The organism is Micropruina sp. (assembly GCF_047602085.1).
Lineage (GTDB): Bacteria > Actinomycetota > Actinomycetes > Propionibacteriales > Propionibacteriaceae > Micropruina.
Map to the genome: position 1 here is coordinate 565,654 of NZ_JASGID010000002.1, position 18,231 is coordinate 583,884.

The 18,231-nt window shown below is 69.3% G+C and carries 18 protein-coding genes; 9 read left to right on the top strand and 9 right to left on the bottom strand.

Annotated elements, in window-relative coordinates; translation table 11 throughout:
- Nucleotides 1-41: 41 nt before the first annotated feature.
- A complete protein-coding gene (locus tag QM721_RS03385) occupies nucleotides 42-959 on the bottom strand; it encodes a hypothetical protein (RefSeq protein ID WP_415118986.1) in 918 nt (305 codons plus the stop codon).
- Nucleotides 960-1,070: 111 nt separating this feature from the next.
- Here QM721_RS03385 and QM721_RS03390 point away from each other — a divergent pair, with 111 nt between their 5' ends.
- Nucleotides 1,071-2,279 carry an NAD(P)-dependent oxidoreductase gene (locus QM721_RS03390; RefSeq protein ID WP_415118988.1) on the top strand — a complete coding sequence of 403 codons (1,209 nt, stop codon included), beginning with the start codon at nucleotides 1,071-1,073 and terminating at the stop codon, nucleotides 2,277-2,279.
- Nucleotides 2,280-2,453: 174 nt separating this feature from the next.
- On the opposite strand, the gene QM721_RS03395 is transcribed toward QM721_RS03390, so the two are convergent.
- Together QM721_RS03395 and QM721_RS03400 are read right to left on the bottom strand one after the other, a co-directional pair.
- Nucleotides 2,454-3,194, bottom strand: coding sequence for an alpha/beta hydrolase (locus QM721_RS03395; RefSeq protein WP_415118990.1), 741 nt, complete (start codon nucleotides 3,192-3,194; stop codon nucleotides 2,454-2,456).
- Between the two features lie 64 nt (nucleotides 3,195-3,258).
- Nucleotides 3,259-3,687 (bottom strand): OsmC family peroxiredoxin, encoded by a 429-nt coding sequence (locus tag QM721_RS03400; protein WP_415118992.1) that lies wholly within the window; start codon nucleotides 3,685-3,687, stop codon nucleotides 3,259-3,261.
- A 215-nt stretch (nucleotides 3,688-3,902) separates the two neighbouring features.
- On the opposite strand from QM721_RS03400, the gene QM721_RS03405 reads away from it, so the two are divergent.
- The 3 genes from QM721_RS03405 to QM721_RS03415 all read left to right on the top strand — a co-directional run bounded on the left by QM721_RS03405 (nucleotide 3,903) and on the right by QM721_RS03415 (nucleotide 7,973).
- Nucleotides 3,903-5,222 carry an MFS transporter gene (locus QM721_RS03405; RefSeq protein ID WP_415118995.1) on the top strand — a complete coding sequence of 440 codons (1,320 nt, stop codon included), beginning with the start codon at nucleotides 3,903-3,905 and terminating at the stop codon, nucleotides 5,220-5,222.
- A 236-nt stretch (nucleotides 5,223-5,458) separates the two neighbouring features.
- A complete protein-coding gene (locus tag QM721_RS03410) occupies nucleotides 5,459-7,582 on the top strand; it encodes a BTAD domain-containing putative transcriptional regulator (RefSeq protein WP_415118997.1) in 2,124 nt (707 codons plus the stop codon).
- Between the two features lie 4 nt (nucleotides 7,583-7,586).
- Nucleotides 7,587-7,973 carry a hypothetical protein gene (locus QM721_RS03415; RefSeq protein ID WP_415118999.1) on the top strand — a complete coding sequence of 129 codons (387 nt, stop codon included), beginning with the start codon at nucleotides 7,587-7,589 and terminating at the stop codon, nucleotides 7,971-7,973.
- Nucleotides 7,974-8,078: 105 nt separating this feature from the next.
- On the opposite strand, the gene QM721_RS03420 is transcribed toward QM721_RS03415, so the two are convergent.
- Nucleotides 8,079-8,255, bottom strand: coding sequence for a DUF5302 family protein (locus tag QM721_RS03420; RefSeq protein ID WP_415119001.1), 177 nt, complete (start codon nucleotides 8,253-8,255; stop codon nucleotides 8,079-8,081).
- A 315-nt stretch (nucleotides 8,256-8,570) separates the two neighbouring features.
- Between QM721_RS03420 and dcd the strand changes: the two genes are divergently transcribed.
- Both dcd and QM721_RS03430 read left to right on the top strand, forming a co-directional pair.
- The gene (dcd, locus tag QM721_RS03425; protein WP_415119003.1) at nucleotides 8,571-9,146 is read left to right on the top strand and encodes a dCTP deaminase; all 576 of its coding nucleotides are present in this window, start codon (nucleotides 8,571-8,573) and stop codon (nucleotides 9,144-9,146) included.
- A gap of 33 nt (nucleotides 9,147-9,179) precedes the next feature.
- Nucleotides 9,180-9,680 carry a putative immunity protein gene (locus QM721_RS03430; protein ID WP_415119005.1) on the top strand — a complete coding sequence of 167 codons (501 nt, stop codon included), beginning with the start codon at nucleotides 9,180-9,182 and terminating at the stop codon, nucleotides 9,678-9,680.
- A 12-nt stretch (nucleotides 9,681-9,692) separates the two neighbouring features.
- Here the strand turns inward: QM721_RS03430 and ald are convergent, their stop codons facing one another.
- Complete coding sequence (ald, locus tag QM721_RS03435) at nucleotides 9,693-10,811, bottom strand: alanine dehydrogenase (RefSeq protein WP_415119007.1); 1,119 nt, start codon at nucleotides 10,809-10,811, stop codon at nucleotides 9,693-9,695.
- Nucleotides 10,812-11,008: 197 nt separating this feature from the next.
- Here ald and QM721_RS03440 point away from each other — a divergent pair, with 197 nt between their 5' ends.
- A complete protein-coding gene (locus QM721_RS03440) occupies nucleotides 11,009-11,422 on the top strand; it encodes a hypothetical protein (RefSeq protein WP_415119009.1) in 414 nt (137 codons plus the stop codon).
- Between the two features lie 19 nt (nucleotides 11,423-11,441).
- Here the strand turns inward: QM721_RS03440 and QM721_RS03445 are convergent, their stop codons facing one another.
- Together QM721_RS03445 and QM721_RS03450 are read right to left on the bottom strand one after the other, a co-directional pair.
- Nucleotides 11,442-11,744 carry a SelT/SelW/SelH family protein gene (locus QM721_RS03445; RefSeq protein ID WP_415119011.1) on the bottom strand — a complete coding sequence of 101 codons (303 nt, stop codon included), beginning with the start codon at nucleotides 11,742-11,744 and terminating at the stop codon, nucleotides 11,442-11,444.
- Between the two features lie 338 nt (nucleotides 11,745-12,082).
- Complete coding sequence (locus QM721_RS03450) at nucleotides 12,083-13,738, bottom strand: glycoside hydrolase family 13 protein (protein ID WP_415119013.1); 1,656 nt, start codon at nucleotides 13,736-13,738, stop codon at nucleotides 12,083-12,085.
- A gap of 77 nt (nucleotides 13,739-13,815) precedes the next feature.
- Here QM721_RS03450 and QM721_RS03455 point away from each other — a divergent pair, with 77 nt between their 5' ends.
- A complete protein-coding gene (locus QM721_RS03455; RefSeq protein WP_415119015.1) occupies nucleotides 13,816-14,802 on the top strand; it encodes a LacI family DNA-binding transcriptional regulator in 987 nt (328 codons plus the stop codon).
- A 20-nt stretch (nucleotides 14,803-14,822) separates the two neighbouring features.
- Here QM721_RS03455 and QM721_RS03460 read toward each other — a convergent pair whose 3' ends face one another.
- Together QM721_RS03460 and QM721_RS03465 are read right to left on the bottom strand one after the other, a co-directional pair.
- On the bottom strand, nucleotides 14,823-15,983 hold the full coding sequence (locus QM721_RS03460; protein WP_415119017.1) for a hypothetical protein: 1,161 nt from the start codon (nucleotides 15,981-15,983) through the stop codon (nucleotides 14,823-14,825).
- Nucleotides 15,980-16,300, bottom strand: coding sequence for a hypothetical protein (locus QM721_RS03465; RefSeq protein ID WP_415119019.1), 321 nt, complete (start codon nucleotides 16,298-16,300; stop codon nucleotides 15,980-15,982). The genes QM721_RS03460 and QM721_RS03465 overlap by 4 nt, the downstream gene beginning before the upstream one ends.
- A gap of 206 nt (nucleotides 16,301-16,506) precedes the next feature.
- On the opposite strand from QM721_RS03465, the gene QM721_RS03470 reads away from it, so the two are divergent.
- On the top strand, nucleotides 16,507-18,168 hold the full coding sequence (locus QM721_RS03470; RefSeq protein ID WP_415119021.1) for a hypothetical protein: 1,662 nt from the start codon (nucleotides 16,507-16,509) through the stop codon (nucleotides 18,166-18,168).
- Nucleotides 18,169-18,231: the final 63 nt, after the last annotated feature.

Here is an 18,231-nt window from a genome sequence, read left to right on the forward strand (position 1 = left end):
GCCGATCGAGTTGCCGGCCGTTCGAGCCGAGGCCGGGCTGCTCAGCGGCGCTGCACGATCTGCCAGCGAAAGCCGACGACCGTGCTCTCGATCGCGTCGAGGTAGCGGTGCGCGCACTTGTCGCTGTCGAGTGCCACAGGCTCGGACATACTCGGCTGCTGGTCGAGCGCCGGCCACTCGCTCCACCACACCTGCACCGGCAGGCGCAGCGGGTGAAACTGCACCCGCAGGTCGAGGTTCTCGATGCGTCCGGTGCTGGCCCGCCGAAACTCCTGCGGCGGTGGGGTGCGGTACCAGAAGGTGGTTTCGTATTCCATCGACGCCGTCTGGCCGGGCTCCAGCGGGGTGGTCGGCATGATGTCGACGGCGTAGAGCCCGTTGTCGAGCGCGTAGGGCTTGCCGGAGCGGCCACCGTGCACCACCCGCACGGTGGCCGCGTCGGTGTCGAAGACGTACGGGTATCGATCGAGTCGTTCGACGGCCCGGATCACGTGCACCGTGCGGTGCGATTCGGGTAGCCCGTCCGGCCCCACCCGATGCCACTCGTGCAGCGACACGGTGCGGTGCCGGCGTGGCGGTAGGGTCCCGGGGCTGACCAACGAGCCGCCGATCACGGTTCCGCCGGATGCCTGCGGCCCGGCCAGCCGCAGCAGCGTGGCGGTGTGCTCGGGCGTCATCTCGAACGCTTCGATGAACCAGCGCAGGGTGCCCAGGCTCAGTGACTGGCCGCCCAGCGCCCGGTACACCCGGTCTTTGAGCTTGCGTGGCAGCGCACCGTCACCGGCGGGTTGCAGATCGTTCGCCCAGAGGTACTCGGCGATCACCTGGCAGATGGCGCTCTGGTGCAGGGCATGCGACTGACGCCGCGCGATGTGGCGCTGCCAGCGCGTTGCATAGGGCGGTTCGAGCAGCAACTCCCGCAACGTGCGCGAGGTGTCGTCAATTGACTTCTTGTCCAATGGACCTTCTTCGGGGCGGGGTTCTTTAGGCATGCTAATCAACTGCGCCGCAACCCATCAATATCGCTCGCACCCGGGCGCGTCACCTGGTGACCCCAATAGGTTGGGTTCATGCGAGTTCTTGTTGCGGATGCTTTCGAACCGTCGGGTCTGGACGCTCTGGCCGACGCCGGCTGCGAAGTGGTCTACCGACCCCAGGCCAAGGACCAGGCGCTGGTCGACCAGGTGGCCGCAGTGGCGCCCGACGTGCTGATCGTCCGCAGCACCAAGGTGCCGGCGGCGGTGCTGGCCGCGGCTCCGCTCAAGCTGGTGGTACGGGCCGGCGCGGGTTACAACACCATCGACGTGGCCGCCGCATCGCGACTGGGCATCTACGTATCGAACTGCCCCGGCAAGAATTCGATCGCGGTGGCCGAACTGGCGTTCGCGTTGATCGCCGCCCTCGATCGACGGGTGGCCGACAACGTGGCCGACCTGCGCGCCGGGGTGTGGAACAAGGCCGAGTACGGCAAGGCGCGCGGCCTGTACGGACGCACGCTGGGGCTGATCGGGCTGGGCGGCATCGGCTCGGCAATGGTGCCGCGGGCGCACGCGTTCGGCATGCCGGTGGTGGCGTGGAGCCGCAGCCTGACCGACCAGCGGGCGTCCGAGCTGGGGGTGACCCGGGTGGGTTCGCCGGCCGAGGTGGCGCGGGCCTGTGACGTGGTGAGCGTGCACCTGGCGCTGAACGGGCACACCAGGGGGCTGTTGAACGCGGACTTCTTCGCGCAATTGCGCGACGGTGCGTACTTCATCAACACCTCACGAGGTGAGGTGATCGACGAGGCGGCACTCGCGGCAGCGGTGCGTGACAAGGGGGTTCGAGCCGGCCTGGACGTGTTCGCCGACGAGCCGGCAGGCGGCCGGGGCGAGTTTCACCCGGCGATCGTCGATTTGCCCGGAGTGTACGGCACGCACCACATCGGGGCCTCCACGCAACAGGCCCAACTGGCGATCGCCGACGAGGCCGTGCGCATCGTCCGGGTGTTCGCCCAGACCGGAACGGTGCCCAACGTGGTCAATCTGGCTCGCGCGACGCCCGCCACCTGCACGGTGGTGATTCGGCACCTGGATCGTCCGGGGGTGTTGGCGGCCGCACTGGACGTAATCAGCCGGGCCGGACTGAACGTGCAAGAGATGGAGAACGTGGTCTTCGAGGGCGGTGAGGCGGCGGTGGCCCGGATCAACGTCGAGGGTTCGCTGCGGCCGTCCCTGGTGAGCGCGATCCGCGGGCACGACAGCGTCCTCGACGTGCAGGTGATCGACGCCACCCCGGCCTGAACGTGGCGCAGCACCGCTTATTTGCCGCTGGTTGAGCCAGCCGAAACCCCGTGGCCGAGAGCCATGTCCGAGGTTTCGAGACGCTCAACCAGCGGTGGTTGCGGTGCGCCCACCCGTTCTTTAGGGGTTCCGCCGGTGGGCGAAGTCGGCTGGCAGCCCTCCCGGCGGAACCTCTTACCGCTGCCGTTCGATGAAGTCCACCGACTCGGCGAAGATCAGTTCGGCATCGTTGTCCATGGTGGCCACGTGGTAGCTGTCATGCAGCACGATGTGGGTGACGTCGGTGGATCCGACCCGGTCGAGAAAGGTGCGCCACGACAGCGCCGGAACCACGTGGTCCTCGGTCGAGGTGAGCAGCAGCACCGGCAACCTCAGGTGCGGTAGGTCTTCGACAACGATCTTCCACAACCGGGTCTGGCTGTACATGGCGTGCAGCGGGTTGCGGTCGTAGGCCAGCTCGACCACCCCCGGCTTCTTGATGTCGCCGGCCAGGCCGCCCAGCGCCGGCACCAGGTGCCGCAGCAGCGGCAACGCCAGCAGCGCCGGGTTGTTGTGGGCGAAGATCGGGTTCACCAGGATCAGTCCGGCCAGGGCCGGACGTTCCTGGGCCAGCTTGGTGGCCAGCAGCCCGCCCATCGACAGGCCGCCGGCGAACACCGTGCCGCAGCGCCGGGCCAGTTCGTCGTGGGCGCGTTCGAGCTCGCCGTACCAGTCGTGCCACCCGGTGGCGTTGAGATCCTTCCAGTGGGTGCCCATGCCGGGCAGCAGGGGCACCCGCACGGTGTACCCACTGCCGCCGAGGTGCTCGGCCCAGCCTCGCATCGACTGCGGGGTGCTCGAGTAGCCGTGACACAGCAGCACGCCGATGTCGCCGCCGTCGATGCTGATCGGGTCGGCTCCGGGCAGGATCGTCATGGTGCCCATCATGGCGCAGCGGCCCGCGCCGGGGCAGCGGGCCCGGGCAACCGACGTCCTCAGCTCACTGGACGAATTCGGTGCTCAGGGTGATCGGAATGCCGGCCAGGGCGGCCGAGACGGGGCAGCCCGTCTTGGCTCCGTCGGCGAACTTCTGAAACTCGTCGGCGGTCAGGCCGGGCACCTTGGCCTTGACCGTGAGGTCGCTGCCGGTGATGCCCTGGCCGGGTTGAAAACCGACCACGGCGGTGGTGTCGATCGACTCCGCCGGGGTGCCGTTGCCGGCCAGCGCGTGCGACAGGGCCATCGAGTAGCACGACGCGTGCGCCGCGGCGATCAGCTCTTCGGGGTTCGTGCCGCCCGCGGACGCCTCGGCCCGCTTGGCCCACTTCAGCTCGAACTCGCCCAGTTGTGAGGTGACCAGTTCGACCTTGCCGGCACCCTCGATGAGGCTGCCTTCCCAATGCGCCTGCGCGGTGCTGTTGGTTGCCATCCAGCTACTCCTTCGTCTGCCCGGGCGGACCCCCCCACCCGGACCTCAACCCTAGCGCCGCGTTTACGGGTCGTTTACGGCGGCTTTGCATGCTGTAACCAATCCCGAAGCGGAACCGGTGGCCACGGCGGCCGACGGGAGCCGGCGTACCGCGCGGGAGCGTCCGGCGGTCAGGAGGGAGCCGGGGGGTACCCCCCTCCTGACCGTCGGAAGCGATGTCGTCACCGAAGGATCGCCCGGCCTACGATGGTGCCGATGACCGCGGGCCGGCAACGATGAGCGAGACCGACAGTGAAGCTGTCGCCCTCGGGCCCGTCCACACCTTCGCCTCGCTGCGGGTGCCCAACTACCGGTTGCTGTTTCTCGGGTCGCTGACCAGCAATGTCGGCACCTGGATGGCCCGGGTGGCCCAGGACTGGCTGGTGCTCACGGTGCTCACCGACAACTCGGCGACCGCGCTGGGCTACGTGACCGCCCTTCAGTTCGCGCCCGGCGTGTTGATCTCGCCACTGGCGGGGGCGGTGGCCGACCGGTTCGGCAAGCGGCACATCATGATGGTCACCCAGGCCGGCACCGGGCTGATCTTCGCGGCGCTGACGGCCCTGGTGGCCAGCGGCACGGTGCAACTGTGGCACGTCTACGTCAGCGCCGTGCTGGCTGGCGTGCTGTGGGGCTTCGATGCCCCGGCCCGGCAGGCCTTCGTCAGCGAGGTGGTGCCCGACCACCTGCTGGCCAATGCGGTGGGGCTGAACAGCGCGTCGTTCAACGGTGCCCGGTTGCTCGGCCCGGCGATCGCCGGGGTGATGATCGGCTGGGTGGGTATCTGGCCGGTGTTCGCGGTGAACACGCTCAGCTTCGTGGCGGTGCTGCTGGGGTTGGTGTTGATGAAGCCGGCAGCCCTGCACCCGGCACCGGTGCGGCGGGGCCGCGGGGCGATTCGTGAGGGACTCCGCTACGTGCGCGGGCGTCCCGACCTGCAACTGATCCTGTTCTGCGTCTTCATGCTCGGCACCTTCGGGCTGAATTTCCAGATCACCAACGCATTGATGGCCACTCAGGTGTTCGGCGTCGGCCCCGAGGGGTACGGCCTGCTGGGGTCGGTGATGGCGTCGGGAACCCTGGCGGCGGCCCTGTTGGCTGCGCGCCGAGGACGTCCCAGGCTGCGGCTGTTGGTCGGCTCGCTGGCTGGTTTCGCGGTGATCACTACGCTGCTGGCGTTCGCGCCCAGCTATTGGGTCTACGCGGTGTTACTGGTGCCGGTCGGGCTGAGTTCGCTGACCGTGATGACGGCCGCCAACACCACGGTGCAACTCAGCACCGACCCGGCCATGCGGGGGCGGGTGATGAGCCTCTACATGGCGATCTTCACCGGCGGCACGCCGCTGGGCGCTCCGCTGATCGGCTGGGTGGGCGACGCCTGGGGCCCGCGCTGGACGCTACTGGTGGGTGCGATCGCCACCGGGCTGGCCGCACTGCTGGCCGGTGGCCACCTGTGGAACCGGATGGGTCGTCCGCGGCACCTCGACGAGTTGTGAATCATGCGGAACCGTCCCCTGAACCACGGGGACGGTTCCGCTTGGTTCAGGGGACGGTTCCGCATGGTTCACGGGTCTGTCCCCAGGTCGTTTATCGCGCGTTTACGGCCCCGGACGACTCTGGTTGCGTTCAGCGATCAGGAGTCCGGTTGTGTCAGCCCTTGTCAGTAGCACTGCCGCGAGTGCCGCGGGTTGGTTAGGGTGCGATCAACACACCCTCTTCCCCCGGAGGCGCAATGGCAGCGGTCGACTTCCGCGTGCTGGGCCGCGTGAGTGTGCTCGTGGACGGCGAGCCGCAGCGGCTGCGCCCGATGGAGACCACGGTGCTGGCGGTGCTGTTGGCCGAGGCCAATCGTTCGGTCAGCCTGGACGCCCTGCTCGACCGGGTGTGGCGCGGTGAACCGCCCCGCACCGCCAGCACCGCGATCCGGGTGCATGTCGACCGGTTGCGCGCCGCGCTCGGCGAGCGGCAGGCCGGTCGGCTGGTCACCGGATCAGGCGGCTACCGGCTCACGGTCGCCCCGGACGAACTCGACGCGTCACGCTTCGAGAACACGATGGGCCGGGCCCGCGAGATCGCCGGCGCCGACCCGGCCACCGCGGCGGATTTGCTGCGCGCGGCCCTGGCGCAGTGGGGCGGGGTGCCGTTCGACGGCATCGACGGCATCGAGACGGTCGCGATGATGCGCAGCTACCTGGAGCGCCGCCGGGCCGAACTGCTCACCGAACTCGCCGAGGTCGAACTAGCAGCGGGCCGGCACGTCACCGTGGTGGCCGACCTGCGCCGTTGGACGGCGGAGTTTCCCGAGTCGGAGTCGCTGGCCGCCAGCCTGGTGCTCGCCCTCTACCGCAGCGGCGACCCGATCGCCGCTCTCGAGGAGTGCCGCGCCTTCACCGCTCGCTTCGCCGACGAGTACGGCCTGGACGCCAGCCGCGGCTTCCGCCGGCTCGAGGCCGACGTGCTGAACCAGAACCCACGTCTCGATGCGCCGCTGCCGCTGGCCGACCATGACTCGCTGGCCCGGTCGGCCCGGAAGGACGCGCAGCGGGCCGCCCTGCTGCTCGGCGACGGCGACCCGCTGGCCGCCGCCGAGGGCTATGCCCGGGCGGTCGAACTGGCCCGCCGGGCCGAGCAGTCGCCCGCGGTCTGGCTGCCCTGGGAACTCGAGGCCGTCAACGCGCTCAGCCTGGGCGGGCATATCGAGCAGGCCATGGTGCGTGCCGGCGAGGTGGCTGTGGCTGCCCGGCGCGCCGGCGAACCCATCCTGTTCGCCCAGGCGGCGCTGGCCGTGGCCAGCCCCTGGGTGCCGCTGGGCGCGGACGCCCGCCGCGCCCAGCTGCTGATCAGCGAGGCGCTCGACTGGCTGCCCCGCGAGCAGGGCGCGTGGCGGGTCCGGTTGATCGAGGGCTATCTGCGGGCCGGCAAGGCCGGAGACCCGACCATGCTGGCCCGGCTGGGCGACGTCGAGCCCGAGTTGCGCCAGCAGGCCGCCGGAGCCGACCCGGCCGTTGCGCTGGACGCCCTGCGCGCCCTGCATTCGCTCACCTGGCCCGCCGGACGCCCGCCCGCGCAGCGGCTCGACCTGGCCCAGCAGATCGCCGTCAAGGCCGCCCGGGTGCACAGTGCCGAGGCCGAACTCGAGGCGTTGCGGCTGGTGGTCAACGCCCACTTCGAATTGGCCGACCGGCTGGCAGCAGCGGCGGCGGCCCAGACCTATGCCCAGCGGGCGCAAGCCGCCGGGTCGGTGCTGCACCAGTGGTGGGCGGCCGGACGCTCCGAACTGCTCGCCACCTTGGGCGGACGCACCGCGCTGGCCGTCCGGCATGCCCAGCGGGCCGCGGCCCTGCAGCACGGGGTCGACCCCGAGACAGTGCAGGTGGCCCTGCACGAGCGGCAGTTGAGCGACGCCCTGCGCGAGGGCGTGCTGGCCGACCTGGCCACCGAGATGGCCGATCTTTCCGACGACATGTCGAACGCCGACCCGCTGTACCAGATTGCCGGCGCAGCCATCGCGGCGGCGGCGGGGGCGCCGGTGCCGCAGGCGTATCTGGCGCAGTTGTGGACGAACGTCCGCGGCACCTTCCGTGCCGGATCGGGGGCCGCCCTGCTGGTCGTGGCCTGCGCCGACCAGGCGCCGGAGGCGCACCTGGGTGCCGAACTGGCCGCCCAGTTGCAGGTGCTCCAGGGCTGCTGGATTCCGATCGGCGGCTCGGCGGGTGCCGGCCCGGCCGACGCCTACCTGGCGCGGCTGTTCGTGCTGCAGGGCGACGCCGCGGCCGGTGAGCGGCACCGCCGCCGGGCGACGTCGGTCGCGCACAGTTTTGCGCCCGCCTGGGTGCGATTCACCGAGAAGGAGTGAGTACATGCCCAAGAGCGGCATTGAGGACGACGCCAGCGAAAGCGTGACCAGCTTCGTGCTGCGCTGGAACAACTGGTCGACCTCACAGCAGCGGCAGCAGCTCTACGCAGCGGCCTGGAAGGCCGACCACCGCAGCGCGCTGGGTTTCATCACCGCGCTCGCCGCGGCCATGGACGACCAGGTGCCCGAGCACATCGGGCACTACCTGACCAGGCACGAGAACTTCTCGCGCACCTTCTTGAAGGCGTTCAAGAAGGTGAAGAAGAAGAATTGGCGCTTCGGAGCGGTGGTGAACCAGTTCGACTTCTCGTTTCCGCCGGCGGTGAGCGTCGCCGAGAACAAGGCGGCCAAGATCGTGATGCTCTACGTGGTGGGCGACCCGGCTGCCTGAACCCCGATTGTCGTCGGTCGAGCTTGTCGAGACCTCGAATAGAGTGCACGCACGGGGGGTTTCGACAGGCTCAATCAGCGGTGGGTTGCGTGGGCGAGCGCTTCTTCAGCCACCCGACTTGCGGCGGAATTGCCGCTTGCCGCCCTGCGCGTGGGTGTTCTTGGCGCTGCCCCGGGCGGCGTCGGTGTGGTCGGTTCCGGAGTGCTGGGCCTGCTTCTTGCGCTCCAGCGCCGCAGCGAAGGCGGCCTTGGTGTCGGCGTTGGGATCGCTGGCGTCGGGCATGCTGACCTCCTGGGCTGCGGTTGGTCTTCACTGTAGCGGTCGGGTGATTTGGCCGGGTGCCTGCCCCGGCAGCCGAGGTGTTCGCGGCGAAACGCGCGTTTTCAGGATGGCTCGTGCCGCCCAGGGAACCGCCTGCGGAGAGATGAGCGTTATGCCCCGGCTTCGGGTACGCCATAACGCTCATCTCTGCGCGTCACGAGGGAACCGCTGCGAGTGCATCGATCAATACGCGCGTTTCTCGGCGGGCACGTCACAAGGGCCCCGGCTGCCGCAAACAACTGCTGCCCGATGGCCTCGGCACGATAGCCTCGCTGCGTGCTGCTTTCCGACCGCGACATTCGCGCCCAGATCGACGCCGGACGCGTGGAGTTCGAGCCGTGGGACCCGGCCATGATTCAGCCGGGCAGCGTCGACGTGCGGCTCGACAAGTACTTTCGGCTGTTCGACAACCACAAATACCCGGTGATCGACCCCGCCCAGGACCAGCCCGACCTGACCCGCCTGGTTGAGGTCGACCCCGCCGAGGGGTTCGTGTTGCACCCGGGCGAGTTCGTGCTGGGCAGCACGTTCGAGACGATCACGTTGCCCGACGATCTGGCCGCCCGGGTCGAGGGCAAGTCGAGCCTCGGACGCCTCGGCCTGCTCACCCACGCCACCGCAGGTTTCGTCGACCCCGGTTTCAGCGGCCACGTCACCTTGGAGCTGTCGAACGTGGCAACGTTGCCGATCATGCTGTGGCCGGGCATGAAGATCGGTCAGTTGGCGTTCTTTCAGCTCTCCAGCCCGTCGCAGAACCCCTACGGGTCGGCCGTCTACGGCTCGCACTACCAGGGCCAGCGGGGGCCGACGGCGAGCCGGAGCTTTCAGAACTTTCACCGGGCGGACGTCTGACGGGCGCCGAGGGGCCGCATGATCCTGCCGCAGGTGCGTGACCCACGTTTCATCACGGTGCGTCGTGGGGGCACCCTGACCGACCCGGACCATCATTTGCTGGCGTTGTGGGCGGCGTCGTGTGCCGAGCACGTGCTGCCGCTGTTCGAGGCAGCCCGGCCGGACGACGTGCGACCGCGGCAGGCGATCGAGCACGCTCGGGCCTGGGCGCGCGGCGAGGTGACGATGATGCGGGCGCGTGCGGCGGGAGGCCACGCGATGGGTGCCGCCCGTGACCTGCGCGGAGCGGCCCGCAATGCCGCCTACGCGGCCGGCCAGGCCGCGGTCGTCGCCCATGTCGCAGCGCATGAGCTCGGCGCCGCCGCCTACGCGATCAGGGCGGTGCGAGACGCTGCTCCGGTGGGCGGGGGCGAGGCCGCCGGAGGCCTCGAATGCCGGTGGCAACACGATCAGTTGCCGGACGCGATCCGCGAATTGGTGCTCGACGACCAGCGGTTGCGTAACGAACTCTGCTGGTCGGTCTTCGACTGCTGAAGCCGGCCGCGGTCAGCCCAGCGCGTCACCCGGCGTCGCTGACGGCAGGTCGCCGAAGGCGTCCGTGACGCCCTTGCAGGTGACCGCGCCCTCCACCGTGTTCAGCCCCAGGGCCAGCGCCGGCGACTCCGCGCAGGCCTGTCGCCAGCCCTTGCCGGCCAGTTGCGCGGCGTAGGGGAGTGTGGCGTTGGTCAGACCCCAGGTGGAGGTGTTCGGCACTGCGCCCGGCATATTCGCCACGCAGTAGAACACCGAGTTGTGCACCGTGAAGGTGGGGTCGGCGTGGGTGGTGGGGTGTGAATCTTCGAAGCAGCCGCCCTGGTCGATGGCGACGTCGACCAGCACCGAGCCCGGCTTCATCTCGGCCACCAGGTCATTGGTCACCAGCTTGGGCGCCTTCGCGCCGGGAATCAGCACCGTGCCGATCACCAGATCGGCGCTCAGCACCTGCTCGCGCACGCTCAGTGCCGTCGACGCGATGCCTTGAATGCGGTTGTCGAAGCGCCAGAAGGTCATCCGCAGCTTCTCCAGGTCGGTGTCGAGAATCGTCACGTTGGCGCCCATGCCCAAGGCGATGTTGGCCGCGTTCTGGCCGGCCACGCCGCCGCCGAGCACAACGACCTTGGCGTTCGGCACGCCGCCGACGGCACCCATCAGCACGCCGCGCCCACCCTCGGCCTTCATCATGGCGTGCGCACCCACCTGCGGGGCCAGGCAGCCGGCCACCTCAGACATCGGGTACAGCAGCGGCAGCATGCCGCTGGGTAGCTGGACGGTCTCGTAGGCCAGCGCCGTGGTGCCCGCGTTCAGCAGTGCCTCGGTCAGCGGCCGGTCGGCGGCCAGGTGCAGATAAGTGAACAGCAGCAGGTCGTCGCGCAGATAGCCGTACTCGCTCGCGATCGGCTCCTTCACCTTCATCACCAGCTCGCCGGCCGCCCAGGTGGCGTCGGCATCGGGCAGAATCGTCGCGCCCTGGGCGGTGTACTCGTCGTCGGTGATGGACGAGCCGCGGCCGGCCCCGGACTGCACGAACACCTGGTGCCCGCGGCGAACCAGCTCGTTCACCCCCACCGACGTGATGGCGACGCGGTATTCGTGGTTCTTGACCTCAGTGGGGATTGCAACCTTCATGGGGCTCCTCGAACGTGTGCGCCGGCCGCGGATGGGGGTGCCGCGAACGGTCGGGGCGGTGGTGAACAGCAGTGTAGGGCGGTGCTCGCCACGCCACGGTGGGGGGCAGATCGCGCGTCGGGACGGGTGAAATGGCCATGCCCGCTGGCACCGGTTCTGCGCTGGCGCCATGCTGAACTGGAGCGACCTGGCCGTGCATGTCGTCGTCGGGCGCCCACTCCTCGCGCGGCAGCTCCCCCTCGGCGTCGAACCGGGCGATGTGGTGGGGTTGCTGGGCCGGGTGGGCCCGGTTCGTCGACCCCGACCACTACGAGGTGCTGTGGAAGCAGAGCAACGGGCTGCTGCTTTCCCCGGTGCTGCTGGACGATCGGTTGCGCGCCCACTGGCGATTGGCCGGCACGGCCCGGCGCCGGGTGCTGCCCGTCACGCTGTTCGCAGGCAGCGGTGCCCCGGCTGGCGATGAACTGGCGAGCTCGGTGCGGGCGCTTGAACTGGCTCTCGGGATCGCCGTGGCCGAGGTTGCGAACGTGCCTGAGGCAGACGCTGGATTTTCGCTGGTCGAGCCTGTCGAGACCTCGGATATGCCGTTTGGCCCATGGGTTTCGACGTAGGTCAACCAGCGGCTGTTCGCTACGGGGCCGGCTGCGCGGCCTCGGAATGACCGAGGCTCATCGTCGGCGCCACCAGGTCGCGCACCAGGCGCTTCAGCACGGTGATGTCGGGAAAGCCGCCGTCGGTCTTGCGGTTCCACACCGTGACCTCACCCACCTCGACGCGGAACATCGCACCGCTGCTCGGCACCAGCAGCACCCCGCCCAGCACGTCGGTGAAGGTCTGCAGCAGCTCGCCCTGGTACCACTGCGCACGCAGCAGCCAGCGGCACCCCACGCAGTAGCGAATGGTGACGATCGGACGATCCTGACGCTGGGGCACGGTTCGATTCTGCCCGATGACGCGGCGCAGTGCGCGACGCCCGGCTGGCCGCCCCTGTCCCCCGAAAGGTCCCGGCCGCCGGTGCGTCGCGCACCATGCGCTCCCCCCGCAAGTCGCAGCGCCGATTCGTCCCCCGCACCCTCGGGATCAGCGACTTCAACGACTAGGTGCAGGCCTGTCTGGTCCTGATACACGCGTTGTGCCAGATCTTCCGGGGCAGCGCTGCTGCTTCGCTGGTCGAGCTTGTCGAGACCTCAAATAAGGCGCTGGGGCTAGGGGTTTCGACAGGCTCAACCGGCGGTGGGCGCGTTGCTCGGCGCTTCCCCAGAGGGCGACGATCAGGCCTTGAGCCAGGCCGTTGTGTCGCTCGGCAGCAGCCCGTCGACCAGGTCGCCCGAGGTCAGCAGCACCTCGCCCGCGGGCAGTGCTACGGACTCGGTGCCGAAGTTGGTCCAGCTCTCGAACCGGGTGCCGTCCGCCGACGGACGGGCGTAGGCCAGCACCTGCGCCGGGGCGTCCAGCCAGGTCAGTTCACCGTCACCCAGCTCGGGCAGAGCCCGGCGCAGGTGCAGGGCAGCCCGGTACAGCTCCAGCGTCGAGCCGGGCTGGCCGTCCTGGGTGTCGGCGGCCAGCGGCGCCCAGTCCGAGGGCTGCGGCAGCCACGGCTGCGCGCCCCCCTCGGGCGAGAAGCCGTAGGAATGGCCCTGCGCGGTCCACGGCAGTGGCACCCGGCAGCCGTCACGACCCTTGTCGGTGTGGCCCGACATGGTCCAGATCGGGTCTTGCAGCGCGTCGGCCGGAATGTCTTCGGCTTCGGGCAGCCCCAGCTCTTCGCCCTCGTAGACGTACGAGCTTCCCGGCAGGCCGAACATCAGCAGTGCGGCGGCCCGGGCGCGGCGGCGGCCCAGGTCGATGTCGGCGCTCAGGTGCTGAAAGTTCACCAGGTTGTGGGCGTCGGGCGCCAGGGCGGTCTGCTCGCGGGCGTAGCGCGACACCGGACGCAGCACGTCGTGGTTGCCGAGCACCCAGGTGGGCGGGGCGCCGACGGCGGCGTGGTTGGCCAGCGTCGCCTCGATCACGCCGCGCAACCGTTCCGGCAGCCAGGCGGCCTGCAGAAACTCGAAGTTGAACGCGGTGTGCAGTTCGTCGGCGCGCAGGTAGGCAGCCAGCCGGTGTGGCCGGCCGACCCAGATCTCGCCGCAGAAGGCGCGGGCGGGGGTGTACTCGTTGGCGATCGCGCGCCACTGCCGAAAGACGTCGTGCACTGCCGGCTGGTCCCAGTGCGGGTGCTCGTGCTCGGCGCCCTCGTCGAGCGGGAAGAGCAGGCCGTTGAGGTCGGGCAGGTTCCAGTCCTTCTCGAGACCGTGCGCCACGTCGATGCGAAAGCCGTCGATGCCGCGGTCGAACCAGAACCGCAGGGTCTGCTCGAACTCGGCCCTGATGGCCGGGTGCTGCCAGTTCACGTCGGGCTGTTCGGGGGTGAACAGGTGCAGATACCACTGGCCGTCCGGAACCCTGGTCCAGGCCGGGCCGCCGAAGGTGCTCTGCCAGTCGTTGGGGGGCAGCTCGCCGACCTCGCCCCGGCCGTCGCGAAAGACGAACAGCTCGCGCTCGGGGGCGCCGGGAGCCGCGGCCAGGGCCTGCTGAAACAGCACGTGCTGGTCTGAGGTGTGGTTGGGCACGATGTCGATGATCACCTTGATGCCGGCGGCATGGGCCTCGGCGATCAGCTCGTCGGCTTCGGCCAGGGTGCCGAAGATGGGCTCGATGTCGCGGTAGTCGCTGACGTCGTAGCCGGCGTCCTTCATCGGCGAGGGGTACCAGGGGCTGATCCAGATGGCGTCGACGCCGAGCGCCGCCAGATACGGAATCTTGCTGCGGATGCCCGCCACGTCGCCCACTCCGTCGCCGTTGGCGTCGGCGAAGCTGCGCGGATAAATCTGGTACACCACCGCATGCCGCCACCAGTCGTTACCAGCGTTCCGCCCGTCCATCGTTCCCCTTTACCGGTATAGTCTGTACCGGTAAAGTTAGTGCAAGCCGGAGCGTCGCACAAGTCGTCGGAGGGGTCATGGCCAAGGTCACGCTGCAAGCGATCGCCGATCGCGTCGGGGTTAGCCGCATGACCGTGTCAAACGCCTTCTCGCGCCCCGATCAGCTATCGGCAGAGCTGCGCGACCGTATTCTGGCGCAGGCTGTCGCCCTCGGCTACCACGGCCCCGACCCGGCTGCCCGTTCGCTAGCCACCGGCACGTCCGGCGCGATCGGGGTGTTGTGGACGCAGCCGCTGAGACTGGCCCTCTCGGACGCCGTCACCGCCCGCTTTCTCGGCGGGCTGGCCGACGAACTGGCCGCGGACGGATTGGCGCTCACCCTGCTGCCTCCCACCGTGCCCGCGCACGATGTGCCGATGGACGGTGCTGTCGCGTACTCGTCGTCGCCCGAGGCTGACGCCATGCTGTGGCTGCGCGGGCGGGGGGTGCCCGTGGTCGGCGTCGAGATGGTGTGGCCGGACGGCCCCAACGTCACGATCGACGACCGTGGGGGAGCCCGGGCAGCCGCCGAGCACCTGGTGGCTCTGGGTCACAGCCGGGTGCTGCTGCTGGCCAGCGCCGGGTCGCAACGAAAGAGCGAGCAGCCGCTCGACGAGCGTCTGGCCGGTTGGCTGGCCGGTCTCGGCGGCATCAAGCCGGTGGTCGGCTTCGTGCAGCCGTTCGCCGACAACGCCGCGACGATCGCCGACCTGTTGCGTCGGGTGGCACCCACGGCGGTGCTCTGCGTCTCTGACCTGGTGGCGGCGCAGACCCTCGCGGTAGCGTCCGACCTGGGTCTCGACGTGCCCGGCGAGATGTCGGTGGTCGGTTTCGACGACCACCCGGTGGCCTCCGGCCTGGGCCTCACCACCGTGGCCCAGGACGTGGACGTCAAGGGCCGCACGGCAGCCCGGCTCTTGCGCCAAGCGATCGCGCACCGGTCCGATGCTGCGGTGGCCGAACCGGCCGACGTGCTACTGCCGGTGCGGTTGGTCGTGCGGCGCAGTACGGGCCCTGCCCGGTAGTGGCGCGCCTCGCCCTGAAGTCAGGGGTTGTGGGGTGTGAAGGTTGGGCTGATGGCGATGGCCATGACGCGTTGGTCTGAGGGGGTGAGGTCGGCGAGTTTGGGCAGGGTGCGGGTTTCGACCTGGGTGAGGTTGTTGTCGATGGAGTAGATGTGGAGGGTTCCGGTGCGGTCGGGGAGGGGTTCGTAGGCGACGAGCCAGTTGCCGGTGCGGACCCAGTTGCGGGTGGGTGCGACGTTGGCGATCATGCCGTCGCGGATGGTGGTGGTGATTCCGGTGGTGAGGTCGGAGCGATGGGCGACGCCGAGGTTGTCGATCCAGACCAGGGTGTTGCCGTCGAGCCAGCGGGGGGCTGTGGATGAGCTGCGGTGGGCGTTGAGGGGGAGTCGGATGGGTTTGTGGTGTTGGTCGATGAGTGGGGTGCGGGTCACGGAGCCGTCGCTGAGTTGGGTCTGCCAGATTTCCAAGGGTTGATTGTCGGCTGCTGTGGGGTATGTCAGGGTGATGATTCGATCGCTGTGGCATGGGGTGTTGCGGCTGTCGAGGGTCACGCCGGTTCGTGTCGTTCCGAGTTGTTGGGGCGCGGCGATGGGCCCGTTGGTCAGTCGGAAGAACGCCGACCGATCCCGCATATCGCCACCACCCAGTTCGGTTGCTAGCCAGAATGAGTTGGCGCACCAGGAGACGGCGCCGCCGAGGCTGTCGAGCAGTACTGCGTGTGATGTCTCGTGGGTGCCGTCGAACAGTCCGATTCCGAAGTGGTTGTGGCCGTCCCATAGGCCGTCGTTGAATAGCACCAGTCGGCTGCCGTTGCCGTTGCCGGTCATTGAGACCAGGGTGTCGTCGGGTCTGCCGTTGCGTTGTTCGCGCACCTGCTGCTCGAGGTGATCGGAGAGTTGGTAGGTGGTGGTCATGTCGAGGAAGAACAGGCCGTGTTGGTCCCAGATCATGTCGGGTACTCGGATTCCGGAGTTGTTCACCATGGCGATCGGGCCGGTGTGGTCATAGAGCACGACCCGGCCGCTCGCCGGGACGCCGTTGGTGAACTCGGTGATGTAGACGGCCAGGTCGGCCGACCCCACAGCGGTGGCTTCGGGCACGTCCGAATGGGTTGTGCAGCCCGACGCCAGCAAGGCCAGGGCGCTCACCGCGGCCAGCAGCGCCGTCCAGCGTGCCCTCACGGGGTGTAACGGGTGGTGTGCGAACTTTTGTCGATATCCCACGGGTAGGCCGCGAGCACATCGCCCGCCCCGCCGGTCGAGCCGTCCAGATCGAGCCCTGACTTCTTCTTGTAAGCGCCCCACACCAGCTCGCTGCAGTTCGTGCGATCGGCCGGGTTGAGGTTGTAGGTGATGTTCGTCGAGGTCTTGATCGTGAAGCCGTCGGGCAGCTTGTTGCTGATGAACAGGTAGTTGTACGCCTGCCCGAGGTAGGTGTCGTAGGCGTAGTTGGCGACCTTGGTCTGGGTGGCCACGCTCTGGTCCGTGGTCAGGTACACGCTGGTGCTCCTGGGGGTCTCGTGCTGGAGTGCGCTGATCTTGATCACAGCAGAGTCCACTGGGTCGCGCAAGGAAGTCGGAAGGAACGCCTGATCAGCTACCGCCAGAGGGAGCCAGATGAGCGCTGAGATTTCCCAAGGGCCAGCGCCCGGGCACGCATCGGTGCAGGACACGCTGTCGGCGCGAGCGCGTAGTGTCTGGTCGCATGGACGACTCGGGCCCCGCCGTGCCTTCACCGCGCCGCCGGATCATCTGGGCCTGCGGCATCGGCACATTGGTGGTGGTGCTGGCCGCAGGCGGGTTCTTCGCTTGGCGAGCCGCCACCGATCAACTGGGACCGGCCACCGTGGCCGCCCAACGGGCCGCCGAGGCGTTGGTCGACCACACCATCGGCGACGGCGCGTTCGGAGCAACCGTCGGGCCGGCCGAGGTCGATGACCTGACCGCCACCGTGCGCGGCATGGGGGTGCTGCGACCGGTCATCACTGTGCAGAACGTGCAACTCGATGAGCAGAACAGCCGCGGCACTGCGCGGTTGCAGGCCGACTGGACCATTCACGAGGGAAAGCCCCATTGGGTTCAGGACGCCTACCTGCAACTGGTTCGCGGCAGCGACGGCTGGAGTGCGGTGTGGAGCCGTGACCTGATCGCCTCGGGGCTCCAACCGGGCGACCGGCTGCGTGCCGTCCGGCTGGCCCCGGTGCGGGGCGAGATCACCGGCGACGACGACGAACGGCTGGTCTGGAATGCCGACGCCAAGCGGATCGGCCTCGACAAGACCCAGGTGGCCCCCGACCAGCAGCCTGCTGCGGCCCGCGCGCTCGCCAAGGCGGTCGGCATCGACCCCGAAGACTTCGCCGCCACGGTCGCCCGCTATGGCCCGAAGGCCTACGTCGAGGCAGCGGTGGTGCGCGCGGTCGGTTCCGACGAGTGGGGCATCCTGGCCAAGGCCCGGGCCGTGCCCGGCACGCTCATCATCGACGCGGTGCGTCCGCTGGCTGTGTCGAGCAGCTTCGCGCGGGCCCTGCTCGGCAGTGTCGGCCAGGCCACCGGCGAGATCATCAAGGCGTCCTCGGGCACTATTCGCGAGGGCGATCTGGTTGGCCTGGGTGGGCTGCAGAAGACCCGCAACGCCACGCTGATGGGCCTCACCGGGTTCGTCGTGCAGGCTTACCCCGACGGCCACCCGGAGGCGCCGCGGGAACTGTTCCGAGTGCCCGCGGCGAACGGTGAGGCCCTGCGCATCACGGTGTCGGCCGGGCTGCAGAAGCGTGCCGAGTCGCTGATCGGCACCGGGGAGCGGCGGGCGGTGGTCGCCGTCCGGCCTTCGGACGCAGCCCTGCTGGTGCTGGCCAGCAGCCCCGGCACAACCACGGCGACCAGCAGGCATATCTACCCGGAGGCATTCGCGCCGGTCGACGTGGTGGCCGGGTTGCGGGCCGATGGTCTGCCGGCCGCAGTGGCGGCGCTGGGGCTGACCGGAGACGCCGGCATCGACGTGCCGGTGTTCTTGTCGGCAACCGACGGGGGCACGCTGCGGCTCTCAGCCTTCTCGCTGGCCGCCGCCACGGCGTCGGTGGGGGCGGGGCTGAGCATCCGCCCTCAACTCTTCGTCGACGAGCAGCCCCCAGCGATCGCGGACGGTCTGCGGCCCGACGAGGTCGAAGAGATCCGGCGGCAGATGAGGGCGTCTGTGGTCACCGGCGAGCTACACGCTCTGGCCGACCTGCCCGCTGGCCCGGTGCTCGCGGCGGGGGACGGCAGGCTGTGGGCCGTCGCGTTGTACGGCGACCTGGCGGTCGCCGTGTATGACTCCGACGGACGATCGGCGGCCCTGCTGGAGAAATTCCTGCGCTCGGCCGGCTGACGGATACGGGCTTCGCTGTGGTCTCGACAGGCTCGACCAGCGAAAATCAGCGTTGTCCTTAGA